This window comes from Clostridium sp. C2-6-12 (genome assembly GCF_009928485.1).
Taxonomy (GTDB): Bacteria; Bacillota; Clostridia; order Clostridiales; family Clostridiaceae; genus Clostridium.
Window position 1 is genome coordinate 29,203 of record NZ_JAABNP010000024.1, and the last position, 17,432, is coordinate 46,634.

The window sequence follows — 17,432 nt, forward strand, 5'->3', positions numbered from 1 at the left end:
CCTAAAAATGCTGAGTTTATACACATTTTTAGGCAGTTTATAATATATAATACATATAATCTTATTTAAATATTTTTATATTTCGTATCTTATGTTTTTTATGGTTATTGAAATCTCATCTATTAAATTAATTTCTTGATTAATAGAATTTGGATTAGAGCTTTTAATAATTTTTACAATTGGTCTTAAAGGAAAGCTTGGCAAAGTCTCTTGTATAACACCAATATCACCATTGCTTAAGTCAACCAAAGTACCTTTAGAAAATGGAATAACTACTTTACAAAAAGTATTAACAATATCATAATCAAACATTGTACCTGCATTAGCTATTAAGTATTCTAAAACATCACTTGGGAACAAGGGTTTTTGGTTTGGTCTTCCAGCAGACAAAACATCGTATGCGTCAGCAATACTTACAATTTTGCTTAAAAGACTTATTTCTTCATTGACCAATTTATTAGGATATCCTAAACCATCAGGGCGTTCGTGATGTTGTAAGACTACCATTTTAGTGTGAGCACTTAAATTATATGTGTCAGATAAATATTTATAACCGAGAGCTGAATGCTTTTCAAGCATTGAAATTTCTTCTGGTGTAAAAGCATCAGTTTTCATTAGTATCTCTTTTGGAACAAAGACCTTTCCTACATCATGAAGTAAGGCACCAGTGCAAAGATATTGTAATTGCCTTTTTGGAAGTTTTAAAGCAATACCAAGAACAAGTGAGGTTACAGCAACGTTTACTGAGTGAGAATAAAGATAGTTATTCATTGTTCTTATATCTACTAATGAAAGTAATACACTTTTATTACTCAATACATTTTCAATTAAGTTATTAGCCATATTTTCTATATTATTAAAATACACAGATTCCTTTTTTGAAAATTTATCTGCTACAGTGATTCTGTTTAAGTTTGAGAATGCTTCTTTTATTGTGGATATTGCTTTTTGTCTTAATTCAGGTTTGATGGTATCCTCAATTTCTTCTGAACTATATTCATCAATTATATATATTGATGAAATGTGCATATTTTTAATTTTTTGAATAATTCCTTTAGTTAAAGTCAATCCAGATCTTACTAAGACTCTTTCATCAGTATCGTAGAGTGTTTTGCCAATAACTGAATTTGGTTTCACACATTCAATTGGAACTAATCTCATAAATATCTTCTCCCTAAACATTTGTTATTTTAAATTTAGTCTGTAACATTTTTTTTATTAAATATAATATTAGTATATCAATAAATATGGAGTTTTTGTAGTATTATAGGGAAAAAATATAACATTAGCAGTATTCGAATTACAAAAGTAGAACTAAAATGTTATATAATGGAGAATAATTAAACAATATAGTTTTGTCTATGGTAGTAGTAACTTAAATGAACGTTTGGAATTTAAATATAAGATGATTTTATTAAAAATTTATATATTATTTTTAACTTTTTACATTTATATGATGATAATTTTATTACTTCGCAATTAAAGTGTGGTATAATGGTAGGGATTAAAAAAATTATTAAAGGGGGCTTTTTTTAATGTCAAGAGTTTATAATTTTTCTGCAGGACCAGCTGTATTACCAGAGGAGGTTCTTAAAGAAGCAGCAGAAGAAATGTTAGATTACCAAGGTACTGGAATGTCAGTTATGGAGATGAGTCATCGTTCGAAAGCGTTCGAAGGAATTATCCAAGGGGCTGAAAAAACATTAAGAGAATTAATGAACATTCCAGATAACTACAAAGTGTTATTCCTTCAAGGTGGGGCGTCACAACAATTTGCAATGATTCCAATGAATTTAATGAAAAATAAGGTTGCTGATCATATTGTTACAGGGCAATGGGCTAAAAAAGCAGCTTCAGAAGCAAAAATATTTGGTAAAGTTAATATTTTAGCTTCATCAGAAGATAAAACTTTTTCATATATTCCAGATATGAAAAATATTAAGGTTAGTGATGATGCTGACTATGTGTACATATGTCACAACAACACAATCTATGGAACTAGATTTACTGAGTTACCAGAAACAGGGGACAAGATATTAGTTGCTGATATGTCATCAGATTTCTTATCAGAACCAGTAGATGTAACTAAATATGGATTAATTTTTGCTGGAGTTCAAAAGAATGCAGGACCAGCAGGTGTTGTAGTAGTAATAATTCGTGAAGATTTAATAACAGATGAAGTATTGCCGGGTACTCCAACTATGTTAAAATATAAAATTCATGCAGATAATGATTCATTATATAATACACCACCAGCGTATGGAATTTATATCTGTGGAAAAGTATTTGATTGGATTAAAAATAAAGGTGGCTTAGAAGCTATGAAGAAGCTTAATGAAGAAAAGGCTGCTATATTATATGATTACTTAGATTCAAGTAGCATGTTCAAGGGAACAGTTGTAAAGAAAGATCGTTCATTAATGAATGTACCTTTTGTAACTGGTAATGATGAATTAGATGCTAAGTTCGTAAAAGAAGCTAAAGTAGCTGGTTTTGAAAATATCAAGGGACATAGATCTGTTGGTGGTATGAGAGCTAGTATCTACAATGCTATGCCAATGGACGGTGTTAAAGCTTTAGTTGAATTTATGAAGAAATTTGAAGAAGAAAATAAATAATAAGGATTTATTCTATTAAGCGGACAAGGATAGAAAGTATTTGAAACTTTCTATCCTTATTTTTGTAAGTAATAAGAGCCGTAAACTTATTAATTAGTAAGTTTACGGCTCTTTTATGTTCAATAATATTAAAATTCTGATGTTCCAGGAGTTCTTGGACTTGAATTTTAGTGTATTTTATAGCCTCTTCGGAGGCTTTATTTTATGCGGTTTTAAGATTTGTTGATTTTATTTCATAATGTAATATCATAAAAAAAATTAACTGTGTTGTGTTATGGTTGTGTTATTTTTATAAGGTATGTATTTGCGGAATGTTAGATTAAGTTAATTTTTTATATAGTATATATTAGATAATAAGTAATTTCAAGAAAATTATTTATTAAGCATTTTATATGGATAAAACTAATGTGTAGATATAAAAATATACTTAAATATACTTTAAGGTGTTAAAATGTGTTAAAATATATTAATAAGGATAAAAAGGTTTAAAAACATGTAATATTGATAATAATTATATAGTAAGGAAGTGATTGATAAGATGAGTAAGTTGTTAGCAGAGCAGATATTTAAGCCAGGTTCTTTTCCAGAATATACTTATGTATCAAGGGAATCTTTAGATATAGGAATTAATTATGAAGTAAGACTAAAGCAGGCTTTAAAAATATCAGGATGTCTGACTTCAATAATTGGCCCATCAAAGATGGGGAAAACTGTATTGTGTGAAAAAGTAATTGATTTAGATAATTTAGTTGAAGTGTCTGGAGTTGACTTTAAGTTAAATAACGATTTTTGGACATTTATAGGTACTAAAGCAGGTTTACCAATGAGTGGAGAATTTATTGAAGGAAAAACAGTTAAAGATAATATAAGTGATGATCTACATTATAAGAAAGATAAATTTGTATTAACTAAAGATAGAGTTATAGATTATTTTAAAGAAAATGGAAAAGTATTAGTGCTTGATGATTTTCATTATGCACCAGAAGATATTCAATTGCATATTGCTCAACAATTAAAAGATGCGATAAGAAAAGAATTTAAAGCAATAGTTGTATCGCTGCCACACAGAGCAGATGATGCAATAAGGAAAAATGCTGATTTAACAGGTAGATTAAGTTTGATTAATATAGAAAATTGGAAAAATGATGAGTTGGAGCAAATTGCTAAAAAGGGATTTGAAAAACTTGATATTAAAATAGATGACGAGTTGGTAAAAAATATAGCAATAGAAAGTTTAACATCGCCACAATTAATGCAATATATATGCTTAAGTATTTGTACACTATTAGATACTGATAATTCAAAAATAACTCAAATACCTAAAGAAGTTTTAGAAAGAGCGTATAAATTTACTACAGTAAACTTCGAGTATTCAGATGTTTTAAAGACTTTACTGTTAGGGCCTAATCCTAGAGGAAACAAAAGGAAAATTTATAAAACTGAATCAGGTAAGGAATTAGACATATATGGATTGATTGTTGAAGCTGTTTCAATTAATCCACCGTCGATGGGCTTAGATATAGATGAAATGAAATACAGAATAGATAAATTAATTATAAATGAAGATAAAAAGCCAGATAAGCAGCAAATTAGAGATTCATTAAACAAGCTACAATCAATTATTGATGAAAAAGAAAATATATATAAGGTTTTTGAGTGGAAAGATAGCATGTTGTATATATTAGATCCATTATTCTTATTCTATTTAAGATGGGGGAATCACAAATAAGATGCAAGGTAATTATAGTTTAAAAGCTGACAAAGTAACATGTGAAAGAATAATAAAAGAGCAAATATATATATTAAATAACTTACAGGATATAAATGAAATTAAAAATGCTTTTAAGCAAATTAATGTAAATATGCGAGAAGTGTTAGATTCAAATGAAGTATTAGCAAAAATAAAATCGAAAGAGATATATGTAGAAAATGAGTATTCTAAGATTAAAACTAAGGAAAGTATAATTAAGGCAAAGGAAAAATTAATAGAATACTTGGAAGAGCTTATAGTGGAAATAAATAATATTTCAAGTACCTTAAATGATGAAATTTCACAAGAAGTTGCAATTATTATAATAAAGAGAATATTAAATAACTTTTATGCCCATATTGAAACTATGTATGAGCAGCAACCGCATGGAAAGGCTGGTATAACTAAAGAAAAGTTAGATAATATAAAAATAATTAATGAGTATGATGTGCAGAGAATATTATATTCTCTAATAAAACCTGTTTTTCCAGAAGCAAGAGTTGAAGTGTCAAATGATACAGGATTTTCAACAGTGAGATATGATATTTTTATTGAAAAATATTCTATAATTATTGAGGTGAAATGCACAAGAGCAAGTATGACAGAGCGAAGTTTAACAGAGGAAATTGGGTCGGACATATATCATTATAAGTATAACAATATATTTTTCTTTATATATGATAAAGAAAAAATTATTAAAAATAAAACGGCGTTTGGGAATGCTTATAACAAGAAGTTTGAAGAAAAAAATGTAAATACAATTATTATTCAGACAGTTAATTTATAATTTATTAGTTTAATAGGAGTGATATTGATATATGGATTATGGCAAATATAGTATAATGCATGAAGATATAGAAATATTTGCAAAAAATTTACTTAGTGGTAGAAAGTATAGACATAATATTGAAACTTACAGAAGAGAAATAATTGAAATGGCAATTTCAAAATTTCCAAGAAAAAGTGAACAAATTGATTATATAATTAGAAAAACTACCGATGAAATTTCAACTAAACTACAAAAATATAACAGAAAGTTCTTAATACTATCAATTATGATGGTTAAGGAACTAGCATACAATTATGAAAAAGATTTAACGTGTAGGCATGAAATACAAAGTTTAACAAATTTTTTGCTAATAGTTATTTCAAACAATTATGATGAATTTTTTGAAGAATTTGTACATATTGAATTTGATGAAGATGTGTCAAAAAATATAGGCGAAATTATAGAACTAGCTTATTTAGTAATTTATTCAGCTGTTAATAAAGATCATTTATTTGATTGCATTGATAACTATACTATTTTGGAAATTACAAAAAATACATTATATCCAATTAGCTGGGAAGAGTTTTTTGATAATGATTATGAAAAAATGAATGGAAAGAAAAAGCCAGAAGAATATGTAATAAAAAATATAGCTTTACACAAATATATAGATGATAAAAGGATATCCATGAATTATATAAAAAATGAGTTAAACAGTATGTTTAAGCAAGAATATGGTTTTAATATTACATCTATAGAAAGTTTACAGAGGTATCAAAACAGAAAAAGAGACTATCCATTAATTGTAATAAATAATAAAAGAAATGATTTACGGAAATATTTTAATATAGATTATGGTGAAAAAATTTTTGAAATTTTAAATTGTAATATAAAGGGGAAAAATGCATATCAAAAAAATATATTAAATTATATGGAGTTAAAGCCTGTTTTTATAGATTAGGGGGAAATTATTTGTAGTATATCGCATTTAAAAGAGAGTTTAACAATAATCTTAAATTTACTTTATTCAGGAGATACACAATTTGAGAAATATTACAATTTTCCTAAAGGTGAATTTCAGAAAATAGAAGGGCATATAAATACATATATGGAGAGTCGTGCTTTAGGTATTTTGATTGAAGTATTGTATGAAAAGAATTATGCTGTTCCTAAAATAATCTATAATAATGAAATTATTCCTGTTGCAGATGTTAAAAAAATTGAACAGTTTGGACTTTATAATAGTAATTTTGATAGTGATTTATTTTTCGCAGATATAAAAAGAAAAATTATTTATAATATAGATTTTAAATATTCAAACTCGCCGACGAGTTTGAAATCAATGTGGGAAAAAAGTAAAAACAAAATTCCTGGTTATATTGAAAAGTTAAGAGAGCGTCAAAAAGTTATAGAAAATAATCCTCAAAAAGTAAAAGAGATTTTAGAGATTAATGATTTATCAGGATTTTCTTATAAAAGTGGATTATGTACAGTTAGACCGGACTATTATTGTTATGTAAAAAGTAATGAATGGAAGGATGTTTATTATACAAATTGGTTTCGTTTTATGGAGAACCTAAATAAAGGAAATGAGCTTTTGAGTTAATATAAATAATTATATTAAGAGCCAATTGGAATTGGGATCAGATAAATATATCGTAACAGATAATATATATATAAACCAAAAGAAAATGTTTCTAAGGAATCTCTTTTTTCAACTATCATATTAAATAAATAATCTGAAGGTAAGAAAGATAACGTTATATGATTAAAGCTATATTTATTTAAAGTACACTCTAAAAGGATAATTTAGTTAGGAATAAAAGTGTTTGTTTAAAGTAGAATTTTAAATTTATAAATAAGTGTTTGCGATAGCCTAGAGTATGAAAAATACTCTAGGCTATTTTGAGTTTAAAGAAAGGATTGATAAATTATGAATATTGCTTATATAAGAGTAAGTACAGTTGAACAAAATGAAAGCAGACAATTAGAAGGATTAGAAAAGTATAATATAGATAAAATATTTCAAGAGAAAGTATCAGCAAAAGATTCTAATAGACCTCAGCTTAATGCTATGTTAGATTTTGCCAGAGAGGGAGATATAATTTATGTTTGGGATTTTAGTAGATTAGCAAGAAGCACTAAAGATTTATTAAATATAGCAGAGCAGTTAGAAAATAAAAAAATTAATTTAATTAGTATAAAAGAAAAGTTAGATACTGGTACAGCTACAGGAAAACTAATGTTAACAATGATAGGAGCTATTAATGAATTTGAAAGAGCAAATCTTTTAGAAAGGCAAAGAGAAGGAATTGCAATTGCAAAGAGAGAAGGCAAATTTAAAGGAAGAAAAGCTATTGAATATCCTGATAAATGGGCAGAAGTATATCTGGAGTGGAAGGAGAGAAGAATAACAGGGATTAAAGCAATGGAAAAGCTAAACCTAAAAAGAAATACATTTTATAAATTGGTAAGAGAATATAAGAAGTAACTTAATAACACTATTAGCATTTAATAAAAAGCTAGCAGTATATACATGGCGAATATATGATACTATAATTTATACAGGAATAAAAAAGGAATAAAAAAATTTTAAATATGTATGTAAAAATAATCAAAAATATGAATAAAGTTATATATGTACAATATATGTCCATGTTAATTGGTATAATAAATGTATATATATGGTGGTGAAGTTTATGGAAGAAAAAGACTGTAAGGTAAGTAGAGTTTTGCACATTTTTGAAAAATTAATTTCTGGAGATATAGTCAATAAAAGGGAATTAGCAGATATATTTAAAGTTAATGATAAGACAATCCAAAGAGATATTGATGAAATTAGAAATTATTTAATAGATAAAAGAAATGATTATAACGTAAAAATTAGATATTCTCGAAAAAATAGAGGATATTTAATGGAAGAAAGCTCAAATAAAAAGCTTAATTGTGAAGAGCTTTTAGCAATAACGAAGATAATATTGGAAAGTAGAGCTTTTAATAAAGAAGAAATGAATCATTTGATTAATATATTATTAAATGAAGTTAATTTTGAAAAAAGAAAGCATATTAAAGAGCTTATACGAAATGAATTATTTAATTTTGTACCATTACAGCATAATAAAAAAATTTTAAAACTACTGTGGGAATTAAGTGAAATTATTAGACATAAGGAAATTACTGAAATTTCATATATTAAAGTAACTAATGAAAATGTAACTAGAATAATAAAGCCAGTTGCAATAATATTTTCAGAATATTATTTTTATCTCATAGCGTATTCAGCTGATGTTGAATACGATGATCCAACAATATTTAGAATAGATAGAATTCTAGATTATAAAAAAATAGGGCAAAGGTTTTATATTAATGATTGTAAGAGATTTGAAGATGGAGAGTTTAGAAAAAGAATACAATTTATGTACCAAGGGAAGTTGTCTAAAGTTAAGTTTGAATATTGTGGAGTATCAATAGAGCATATTTTAGATAGATTACCAACAGCTGAAATTAAGCAAGTCACTGAAAACAAGTATTTAGTTGAAACGGAAGTTTATGGACAAGGAATAATTATGTGGATACTAAGTCAAGGTAAAAATATTAAATTAATTGAACCAGTAGAGATGATATTAAGAGTAAAAGAAGAACTAATTAAAATATTAGAAAATTATAATTAAGGGATTAATTTAGTGGAGGAATAAGAATGGATGATGGTGTATTACAGAATAGTTCGCTTGTGAAAAATCTTAATGATATGGCAAAAGAATATGAAGGGTATAGTGTGACGAAAGAATACAATAGAGGATTATATCAAGATGATAAAGCAATGGAAAAATGTATTGACGAAGCTTTTGATGGTAGAAAAACTATCATTAGTGATCTTACTGGTAAAACATTGCATAGAGATAATAAAGCAGCGGATCGTAAATATGGAGAAAAAGCAGCTACTAGTCATAGAGCTGAACCTGACCATGATGATCCTTTAGCTAAAATACATGGTAGAAATAAAAACAAAAAATACATAAATGATGTAGACCTAAAAGATGTAGGTAATAGAAAAGATAATTTGAAAGCAAAGCCAATGAATGTTAATAGATCAAAAAGAGAAGCATCGAATATAGAAGCCCTAAAAAAGAAAAAATATTCACAAGAGATAACAACTACAGGGAAAGTAAAGGAAGTTATTAGAGGAAAAAAGAATGAATTAGAATCAGATTTTTTATTAAATAAAAGAGTTGTTGAAAGAGGTACCGTTGTTAATGCTAATAAAATAGTTTCTACTGTTGCAAAAAGTGGAGATACAGTTATTAATACATCAGTTATTGTTGGGGAAAGTTTTCAAAAAGGTGCTAAGCAATCAGTAGCAGCAGCGGCTATTCCGCTTACTGTTGAAGCAATAAGACGATTATATAATGTTGCAGAAGGGGAGGAAAAATTATCAGAGGTAGTAAAAGATATTGGAAAGAATGCAGGACAAATTGTAATTATTGGTGGAGCAAAAAATATAATGCTTAATGGTGTTAGTTTTGTTTTTAAAAAAAATGGAAAAGAAAATTTATTAAGAATTCTTAATAGTAATGAAGTAGCACAAATTATAGCTGTAGCAATGATTGTTAAAGATTCAGCCTTTAAATATATAAATTGTGAAATAGATGGAGAACAATTTTTAGAAGAAGTTCAGGAACAAGGTATTGTAATGACATCAGGTTTAATAGGAGCAATTGCAGGTAGTATATTAATTCCTATACCTGTAGTTGGGCAAATGGTTGGTTCTTTTATTGCATCTACAGTTTGTGCTGGCATATTTAGAGAATATCATAATATTAATGTATATAAAATTAAAGAAAACGAAATCAGTAAAATATGTTCAGATGCATTAGATGAAATAAAGAAGCAACAAGATATATTGAAAGACATTATAAATAAAGAATTTACAGAATGGGATGATAAATTTAAGCTAGGGCTAAAAAATATTTATGATGCAACTATTGCCAATGATGTAGAAGGAATTGCTAAAGGCTTAGATAAAATACTGAATACTTTTAAGGAAAATATAAAGTTTGAGACATATAAAGAATTTGATGAATTTTTTATGGATGAAAGTAATGTATTAAGATTATAAATTTATATTAGCAGGTGGATATAATGAGTTTTATTTTTAATATGATAAAAGCAGATAAAAATAATGAAAAAGCAGACAAGATAAATATAAAGGCATTTGAAAAAATAGAAGAAGCAAAAATAAATCAAAAAAAATATCAAGAAAATATGGATATGTCATTAGAGAAATTAATTAATAGAAAAAAGGGTATATTATCTACTTCCATAAGAGAGTTTTTAGAGATTTATGAAAAAATAATGAAAATAGATTTTGAAGAAGGAGATGGTATAAAAGAATTATCGATGAATATGTTTGCACCAGAGGTTGTAAATGAATTGAAGAATACAGTAACTACAGCAGTAGGTAATCAACTAACAACTAAGCAAGCTATTATTACATATCTATTTGGCGGTATTTCAGGAATTATTGCTAAAGAAGCTGAAATGAATTTAGGGGTAGCCAATATTAGAAAAAGACAGGCAAATGTAATAGAGGCCCATTCAGAAACAATATGTATTGCTCTAAATGCAATTATTCAGAGATGTGATAGAATATCCGAAATATTAGCAAAACTAAATTTATTATTTATGAAGAGTATTAAAACAACTGGTGAAATAATAAGTCAAAAGGGAATGAATAGATTAAATTATACTAAATCTGATAAAGAAGCAATAATGACTTGCATTAATATTGCTTCAACTATAAAAAAAATATTGGATACTAAATTATTTGATGAAAAGGGTGAAATAACAAAACAATCAATTGAAGCAATTCAAATTGGGGATCAATATTTAAATGAAATTAATAATACTATTAATAAATAGAAGAAGAAATTTATTGGAGGTTGTGAAATGAAAAAAGTTATTATATCAGAGAAATGTGTATCATGTGGAGCATGTGCATTAGAATGTGATGTTTTTGAAGAATCACCTAATGGAAAAGCTGCAATTAATAATAAAATTGAATTAGATGATAATATTACAAAAAAAATATTAAAAATAGCTAACGAGTGTCCAGTTAAGGCAATAGAAATAATTGAGGATAAAATAGTAAAATCACAAGGAAAAGAAGGGTTAAAGGAAGTAAGTAATTTATTAAAAAAAGAATTAATAGATTCACAAATTGCAAAACCACAGATTGATGATTATAAATTTAATAAAGAAGAGTATAGAATTCCAGTTTCAGCAGGTTATGGTGAATATAGATATGATTATAAGTCAGATGATAAAGCTGTACAAGCAGGATTAAAAGAGTTTGATAGAGTAATGTATTCTCAAAGGAAGGCATTAATACAACAGGTTTTAGTAGAATACAAATTTAAAAGTTTAAAAAAATATTCAGAATACGAAATGAAAGATGGAAATTATTATTATGATTTAAAGAAGAAAATTGAGCAAATATTAATAAAAGTGGAGAGAGAAGCCAAATCAATTAGTAATAATAAAATTTCATTACCAAATAATTTTAGCATATTTGAAGTAAAACCTGATTTTGGACATGATGACATGATAGTATATCAACTTAGACACTTTGAAGAATTATGGTTTACTAATGACATTATGAATGAATTAGAATCGTTGCATTGGTATGATACTTATGTTGATACAGACGATATGGAAGATAGCAGGGGAAAAGATGTATATTGTTATAAAAATATATATAAGGTAAGTGAATTATTTGGAAAGCATATATTAGATGAAGTAGTATATGTATTAAGTGGGGCAGATGGGGCTCAAAAAATAGTTAATGAGGCACTAAATAAGTATATAGATTTAGCGAATAAAGAAATAAATAAAAAAGTAGAAATATTTTATAATGCTATAAAGAATAGTGGTTTAATAAATGAAAATTATAAAGTAAATAAAGAAAAAAATTATAGTGATGAAAAAAAGATAACAGTGGCAGCAAGGGAAAAAGATGAAGTAGATGTAAATCCTAAATTAGATAAAAGAGAAGAATTTACATGGACTACAAATTTAAATGTATGTCCCAAAACAGCAATGGATTATGCATGTTTAGTAAGTGCAGCTAATTCTACAATAATAAAAGAGGTTGCATTACCAATGAGTTCAGATTTTGAAGAATGCGACAAATGGTTAAGGGATAATGTTGCGAATAGTATTATTTTATCAATGATAGCGTTATATAGAGATTTAAAGAAAGAATTAGAACATAGGGAAATTGGCTTATCAGATGATTATATTCAAAATTGGATTAGAGAGAATGCTAATTCAATTAAACTTGCAAGTGATTATAGAAGAGATTTAGAGTCGGTAATTAGAGAACTTATTAAATTAGGAGATGTCATGACAGTGGAAACAAGAGAAGAATTTACAGGGACTACAAATTTAGATGTAAATCCCAAAACATTAATGGATTATGCATGTTTAGTAAGTGCTGCAAATTATACCTCAATTATTGAAAAGGAACTCCCAGATGATAATATAGAAAGTTATAAGAAATGGTTAAAAGATAATGTAGGAAACAGTATTATATTATCAATGATGGAATTATATAAAGAAATTAATAAAGAATTAGATAATAGAAAAATTAGAATATCTGATAGCATTATTCAAGATTGGATAAAAGAAAATGCTAATTCAATTAAACTTGCAACTAACTATAGAGGGAATTTAGATCTAGTAATTAAAGAGATTACCAAATAGGTTGGATGGTAAAGAAAAAATGATGTTAAGATAGTTTTTTCTTATGGATGGTATTAGTTAAAAATTTTAAATATATATTATATCTATGAATAAAAGATAAATGTATATTTGAAAGGAGATTTTATTATGGTAGATATAGTAACTAATACTAAAAATATGACAAGAGAAGAATGGTTACAGTGGAGAAAAGAAGGTATAGGTGGCTCTGATGTTTCAATTATATGTGGTATTAATAAATATAAATCAGCATTAGAACTTTGGATGGAAAAGAGAGGTTATAAAGAAAGTGAAGAAGCTGGAGAAAGTGCTTATTGGGGAAGTACATTAGAACCAATTATAAGAGAAGAATTTACTAAAAGAACAAATTTAGAAGTTGATACTATTAGTTTGATGCTTAAGCATCCAGAATTTGATTTTATGTTGGCTAATGTAGATGGTATTGTTAATGATAATGAAGGTAAGAAGTGTATATTTGAAGCTAAGACAGCATCAGCTTATAAATTAGACCAATGGAAGGATGATGAGATTCCAGAAGAATATATGCTTCAAATACAACACTATATGGCTGTATTAAATTATGAAAGAACATATATAGCAGTTTTAATAGGTGGCAATACATTTAAGTATAAAGTAGTTTATAGAGATGAAGAATTAATTGACATGATTATAGAAATTGAAAAGAATTTCTGGAATTGCGTACTTAATGATATACCACCAAATATTGATGGTTCTGAAAGCTGTACCAATTTATTAAATAACTTATATCCTAAAGCTAAGAAGAATTGCTCAATTATATTACCAAGTGAAGCAGAAGAGATTATTAATGAATATAATATAAATAAAGAAAAAGAGAAATTTTATTCAGATAAGAAAGATGAATGTATTAATAAAATAAAAGCAATGATGGAAGATAATGAAGCAGGAGCAATTAATAATTCAATTGTTACTTGGAAAAATACTTCAACTGAAAGACTTGATAGTAAGAAGCTAAAAGAAGAGCAATCAGAAATTTATGAAAAATATATAAAGAAAACTACAACAAGGAGATTTTTAATTAAATGATCCTAGTACTAGAAATGGTACTAGGATTTTTTACGCTTAAATTCAGAAAGGAAGATGTTTTATGTTTAAGAAGGAAAAGAGATATATTACTAATGGAGTAAATTCAGATGTAGATATTAGATTGCAAATTTTAATGTGGGGTTTAATAGATAAATTGAAAGAAAATAATAGTTTTCAATTAGATTATTTGCAGGTATTTAATATTTGTAAGAATGATTATAGGATTCTGCTAGAGCATACTCAGGCAGTACCAGAATATAAGAAGTTATATGAAATAAAGAATATGGGAGACATAGAGCTTGAGGAAAAATTAAAGTTATTTGTTATAGATGATGTAGAACATTCAACAATGTTATTAGCACAAGAATATTAAGGAGGGAATAAAGGTGATAGGAAATTCGCATATAATAAATAAATTTTTTACGAATGAATTAAGCAGGTTAACTGAAAAATATAATAATTTAGATGTTAATAAGATAAGTGGAATTGAAGAATTAATGAATAAGATAACAGATGAAGAACTTAAAGAAGAACTCTATTTAGATTTTAATAAGGTATTGGAGCTTGTTAAAAAGCTTGGAGATGATTTTGAAGAAGCTATATTAAATATTTATGTGTTTATAAATAAAAATGATGAATTTATAGACATTGAAAAGGCAAAGCAAATATATGAGGAAGTGAGTTATAAAGGATATTATACAGATCAGGATATAATAATTTATTCAAGGTTAGAAGACATTAGAGATTATATAAAAGATAACATAAGTGATATTATGGGCAACTCTTATGAAGTAGATAGGTTATTTGATAAAGATACACTAATTGATTATCTAATAGATGGTAAAAGCATTGAAGATATAGGAAAAGAACTTGTTGGCAATGAATCAGAATATGAAGAGATTTTAGATATAAAACCAGAGCTTATATGCACTAATAAAAATAATGAAAGATATTATTATGCAAAATTAAATGTCTAAAGGAAGGTGATAGTGTGAAAGATAGGTTTTTGGTGTTGATAACACGACAAAAAGCCCTAAACAGGGCAAAATTTAAAAATATTCGATTGGTAAAGGATTAATGATCCGAAAGCTATGGTATTGCACCTTGTTGCCATAACACCTGCATATTTACAATAATCTGACCATAGCTCCAGATTTGTAAATACCGGGAGAGCAACATATAAAAACACTGAAAAGGTGTAATTATAATACATCAATTTTACAATAAATACAAGTATTGTAAAGTTAAATGGGCTAAATCGGCACTTTTTCATTACTATTTGTGCCGGCGATAGCCGGAATGGAGGTTTATATGTCAAATTTAAAAGCTAAACTGGTACACAAGATTGAAAGTACAACAGATAATACAGTAAATATCAGTGGAAATGATATGATAGCAGAAAATAATACTAAAGAAGATAATTTAATATTACTTAAACCTAATGAGGTAAGTAACGAATTTTCCTATGTTCCTGACCTTCAAATAACTTTAAATGAAGCTAGAGAAAGAATAGAGTTACTTCAAAGCTTTGTTAAAGAAATGATGATACCTAAAGTAGATTATGGTTTTATACCTAATTGTGATAAACCAGCATTATTTAAGCCAGGAGCAGAAAAGCTTTGTGATATATTTGGATTCTCTAAGCAATTAGAAATATTAAATAGAGTTGAAGATTGGAAGGATGGTTTATTTCATTATGAAGTAAAAGTAATATTAATAAATAAACGTTCTGGAGTTATTGAAGCAGAAGGAATTGGTAGTTGCAATACAAAGGAAAGAAAGTATATTAAGCAAGACAGCTACAGCTTAATTAATACTATTTTAAAGATGGCAAAGAAAAGAGCTTTTGTAGATGCAGTATTATCAGCTACAAGATCATCAGGTATATTTACTCAGGATGTTGAAGAATTAGATGATAATGAATTATCAAGACCAACAGAGAAAAGAAATAAAAATTCAAAGAATACAGTTGATAATAATAAAAAGCCTACAGAAGCAGTTAAAGAAATTCCAATAACAAAGGAACAACAAACTCAAATAGTATTAACCATAAATAAAAATAAGATACCTATAGAATATGCTAAAGGACTTATGCAAGAGAAGTACAAAGTTAGCGAGAGTAAATTGCTTACAGCTGATCAAGCAGGAGAATTCATTGATTTATTAAAGTGTTCTACTATAATATAAATTCAAATTAGAATATGGAGATAAGCTATAAAATTTGTTTGCAACTTTATTTGTCACACAATACTATTTGTTGTGTGACATTTTTGAGGTGCGAACAAAATTTAAAGGTTATTTTTATTCTAATTTTGTTAATAAAAATTAAGAAAAAGGAATGATAAAAAATGAGTATAAATCATGCAAAAAGAGTGGATATTGTATCAATAAAGATGATTAAGGAAAGTAGTATATTATATGCAAATAGAAAAATAATGACACCCAAGGATTGTTTAGAAATAGTAAAGCCTTTATTAGAGGAGTGCGACAGAGAAAGATTAGTAGTTTGCTGCTTAAATGCAAAAAACGAACCAACTAATATAAGTATTGTATCAATTGGTTCATTAAGCACATCAATAGTACACCCAAGAGAAGTTTTTAAGACAGCTGTAATTAGTAATTCTGCATCAATTATAATAGCTCATAATCATCCATCTGGAGATCCAATTCCTTCAAAAGAAGATATAAGTATTACGGAGAGATTAAAAGAATCAGGAAAAATAATTGGAATTAATTTAATAGATCATTTAATAATAGGAGATAGTAAATACCTAAGTTTAAAGGAAGAAGGATATTTATAAAATTTATTGATATATTTGGTGTTTAAATATACTAAGGTACATTATATGTCCTTTATAATCACTATAATAAAATTGTAAATTAAATTAGGAGATGATTGTTATATGAGTGATATAAATACAAAAATAATTTTAAATATTGAAATAAACGATTCAATTTTATTAAATAAAGTAACTAATTTAGTTGATGAGTTGTCTTTATCTATGGATGAATTTGTTTTATATTCAACAAATAAATTAATATATGATATTGAATGCACACGAAAACTAAGAGGCTAATTAGAGTTACTTAAATGAGAAAACATAGTACGTATTACATCAAGAGCCATTTGTTTATTAGCTAAACTCTTACCATCTAAAAGCTGCTGAAATTGATTTAATATAGCATCGCTTTTTAAGCTTTCATAATCATTCAATATATAATCAACAGATACATTTAATTTGTAGGTGATTCTAAGAAGAGTATCTAAAGTAACATTTCTTTCCCCACGCTCGATTTGCCCCATATAAGAGGTAGATATATTAACAGCTTCGGCAAGCTGCTCTTGAGTTAAATTTAATTTTAGACGTTCTTCTTTGATTCGCTTTCCCAACATAATATAATCCATAAAATCATCCTTTCTATGAATAGATTAAGTTAAAATTACAAATAGTTTAACAGACCAACAGCTGTA

Annotated in this window: 18 protein-coding genes; 16 read left to right on the top strand and 2 right to left on the bottom strand. The window is 26.7% G+C overall.

Annotated elements, in window-relative coordinates:
- Positions 1-75: 75 nt before the first annotated feature.
- Positions 76-1,161 (bottom strand): HD-GYP domain-containing protein, encoded by a 1,086-nt coding sequence (locus GXK56_RS18290; RefSeq protein WP_160690062.1) that lies wholly within the window; start codon positions 1,159-1,161, stop codon positions 76-78.
- Between the two features lie 374 nt (positions 1,162-1,535).
- Between GXK56_RS18290 and serC the strand changes: the two genes are divergently transcribed.
- From serC to GXK56_RS18370, 16 genes are all read left to right on the top strand, one after another.
- Positions 1,536-2,618 (top strand): 3-phosphoserine/phosphohydroxythreonine transaminase, encoded by a 1,083-nt coding sequence (serC, locus tag GXK56_RS18295; protein WP_160690064.1) that lies wholly within the window; start codon positions 1,536-1,538, stop codon positions 2,616-2,618.
- Between the two features lie 538 nt (positions 2,619-3,156).
- Positions 3,157-4,347: an ATP-binding protein gene (locus tag GXK56_RS18300; protein WP_160690066.1), complete on the top strand. Its 1,191-nt coding sequence runs from the start codon at positions 3,157-3,159 to the stop codon at positions 4,345-4,347.
- Between the two features lies 1 nt (position 4,348).
- The gene (locus GXK56_RS18305; RefSeq protein ID WP_160690068.1) at positions 4,349-5,155 is read left to right on the top strand and encodes a hypothetical protein; all 807 of its coding nucleotides are present in this window, start codon (positions 4,349-4,351) and stop codon (positions 5,153-5,155) included.
- Between the two features lie 31 nt (positions 5,156-5,186).
- A complete protein-coding gene (locus GXK56_RS18310) occupies positions 5,187-6,098 on the top strand; it encodes a hypothetical protein (protein ID WP_160690070.1) in 912 nt (303 codons plus the stop codon).
- A gap of 147 nt (positions 6,099-6,245) precedes the next feature.
- On the top strand, positions 6,246-6,743 hold the full coding sequence (locus tag GXK56_RS18315; RefSeq protein WP_160690072.1) for a hypothetical protein: 498 nt from the start codon (positions 6,246-6,248) through the stop codon (positions 6,741-6,743).
- Positions 6,744-7,070: 327 nt separating this feature from the next.
- Positions 7,071-7,628 carry a recombinase family protein gene (locus GXK56_RS18320; RefSeq protein ID WP_160690074.1) on the top strand — a complete coding sequence of 186 codons (558 nt, stop codon included), beginning with the start codon at positions 7,071-7,073 and terminating at the stop codon, positions 7,626-7,628.
- A 208-nt stretch (positions 7,629-7,836) separates the two neighbouring features.
- A complete protein-coding gene (locus GXK56_RS18325; protein WP_160690076.1) occupies positions 7,837-8,808 on the top strand; it encodes a WYL domain-containing protein in 972 nt (323 codons plus the stop codon).
- A gap of 26 nt (positions 8,809-8,834) precedes the next feature.
- Entirely contained in the window at positions 8,835-10,253 is a 1,419-nt protein-coding gene (locus GXK56_RS18330) for a hypothetical protein (protein ID WP_160690078.1), read from the top strand.
- A gap of 23 nt (positions 10,254-10,276) precedes the next feature.
- The gene (locus GXK56_RS18335; RefSeq protein ID WP_160690080.1) at positions 10,277-11,056 is read left to right on the top strand and encodes a hypothetical protein; all 780 of its coding nucleotides are present in this window, start codon (positions 10,277-10,279) and stop codon (positions 11,054-11,056) included.
- A 27-nt stretch (positions 11,057-11,083) separates the two neighbouring features.
- The gene (locus GXK56_RS18340) at positions 11,084-12,898 is read left to right on the top strand and encodes a ferredoxin (protein WP_160690082.1); all 1,815 of its coding nucleotides are present in this window, start codon (positions 11,084-11,086) and stop codon (positions 12,896-12,898) included.
- Positions 12,899-13,024: 126 nt separating this feature from the next.
- Positions 13,025-13,960, top strand: coding sequence for a lambda-exonuclease family protein (locus GXK56_RS18345; RefSeq protein WP_160690084.1), 936 nt, complete (start codon positions 13,025-13,027; stop codon positions 13,958-13,960).
- A gap of 61 nt (positions 13,961-14,021) precedes the next feature.
- Positions 14,022-14,333 carry a DUF960 family protein gene (locus GXK56_RS18350; protein WP_160690086.1) on the top strand — a complete coding sequence of 104 codons (312 nt, stop codon included), beginning with the start codon at positions 14,022-14,024 and terminating at the stop codon, positions 14,331-14,333.
- A gap of 13 nt (positions 14,334-14,346) precedes the next feature.
- Entirely contained in the window at positions 14,347-14,937 is a 591-nt protein-coding gene (locus GXK56_RS18355; protein ID WP_160690088.1) for a hypothetical protein, read from the top strand.
- A gap of 334 nt (positions 14,938-15,271) precedes the next feature.
- Entirely contained in the window at positions 15,272-16,147 is an 876-nt protein-coding gene (locus GXK56_RS18360; protein ID WP_243156178.1) for a hypothetical protein, read from the top strand.
- A gap of 161 nt (positions 16,148-16,308) precedes the next feature.
- On the top strand, positions 16,309-16,761 hold the full coding sequence (locus GXK56_RS18365) for a JAB domain-containing protein (protein WP_160690090.1): 453 nt from the start codon (positions 16,309-16,311) through the stop codon (positions 16,759-16,761).
- Positions 16,762-16,863: 102 nt separating this feature from the next.
- The gene (locus GXK56_RS18370; RefSeq protein ID WP_160690092.1) at positions 16,864-17,037 is read left to right on the top strand and encodes a hypothetical protein; all 174 of its coding nucleotides are present in this window, start codon (positions 16,864-16,866) and stop codon (positions 17,035-17,037) included.
- On the opposite strand, the gene GXK56_RS18375 is transcribed toward GXK56_RS18370, so the two are convergent.
- The gene (locus GXK56_RS18375) at positions 17,034-17,366 is read right to left on the bottom strand and encodes a helix-turn-helix transcriptional regulator (protein ID WP_160690094.1); all 333 of its coding nucleotides are present in this window, start codon (positions 17,364-17,366) and stop codon (positions 17,034-17,036) included. The genes GXK56_RS18370 and GXK56_RS18375 overlap by 4 nt on opposite strands.
- Positions 17,367-17,432: the final 66 nt, after the last annotated feature.

Excerpts from the sequence above, each read along its gene's own strand:
- GXK56_RS18365 (WP_160690090.1), top strand. The coding sequence starts at position 16,309 with ATGAGTATAAATCATGCAAAAAGAGTGGATATTGTATCAATAAAGATG.
- GXK56_RS18335 (WP_160690080.1), top strand. The coding sequence starts at position 10,277 with ATGAGTTTTATTTTTAATATGATAAAAGCAGATAAAAATAATGAAAAA.
- GXK56_RS18290 (WP_160690062.1), bottom strand. The coding sequence starts at position 1,161 with ATGAGATTAGTTCCAATTGAATGTGTGAAACCAAATTCAGTTATTGGC.
- GXK56_RS18340 (WP_160690082.1), top strand. The coding sequence starts at position 11,084 with ATGAAAAAAGTTATTATATCAGAGAAATGTGTATCATGTGGAGCATGT.
- GXK56_RS18300 (WP_160690066.1), top strand. The coding sequence starts at position 3,157 with ATGAGTAAGTTGTTAGCAGAGCAGATATTTAAGCCAGGTTCTTTTCCA.
- GXK56_RS18350 (WP_160690086.1), top strand. The coding sequence starts at position 14,022 with ATGTTTAAGAAGGAAAAGAGATATATTACTAATGGAGTAAATTCAGAT.
- serC (WP_160690064.1), top strand. The coding sequence starts at position 1,536 with ATGTCAAGAGTTTATAATTTTTCTGCAGGACCAGCTGTATTACCAGAG.
- GXK56_RS18310 (WP_160690070.1), top strand. The coding sequence starts at position 5,187 with ATGGATTATGGCAAATATAGTATAATGCATGAAGATATAGAAATATTT.
- GXK56_RS18315 (WP_160690072.1), top strand. The coding sequence starts at position 6,246 with ATGGAGAGTCGTGCTTTAGGTATTTTGATTGAAGTATTGTATGAAAAG.
- GXK56_RS18305 (WP_160690068.1), top strand. The coding sequence starts at position 4,349 with ATGCAAGGTAATTATAGTTTAAAAGCTGACAAAGTAACATGTGAAAGA.
- GXK56_RS18325 (WP_160690076.1), top strand. The coding sequence starts at position 7,837 with ATGGAAGAAAAAGACTGTAAGGTAAGTAGAGTTTTGCACATTTTTGAA.
- GXK56_RS18360 (WP_243156178.1), top strand. The coding sequence starts at position 15,272 with ATGTCAAATTTAAAAGCTAAACTGGTACACAAGATTGAAAGTACAACA.
- GXK56_RS18345 (WP_160690084.1), top strand. The coding sequence starts at position 13,025 with ATGGTAGATATAGTAACTAATACTAAAAATATGACAAGAGAAGAATGG.
- GXK56_RS18375 (WP_160690094.1), bottom strand. The coding sequence starts at position 17,366 with ATGGATTATATTATGTTGGGAAAGCGAATCAAAGAAGAACGTCTAAAA.
- GXK56_RS18330 (WP_160690078.1), top strand. The coding sequence starts at position 8,835 with ATGGATGATGGTGTATTACAGAATAGTTCGCTTGTGAAAAATCTTAAT.
- GXK56_RS18370 (WP_160690092.1), top strand. The coding sequence starts at position 16,864 with ATGAGTGATATAAATACAAAAATAATTTTAAATATTGAAATAAACGAT.
- GXK56_RS18320 (WP_160690074.1), top strand. The coding sequence starts at position 7,071 with ATGAATATTGCTTATATAAGAGTAAGTACAGTTGAACAAAATGAAAGC.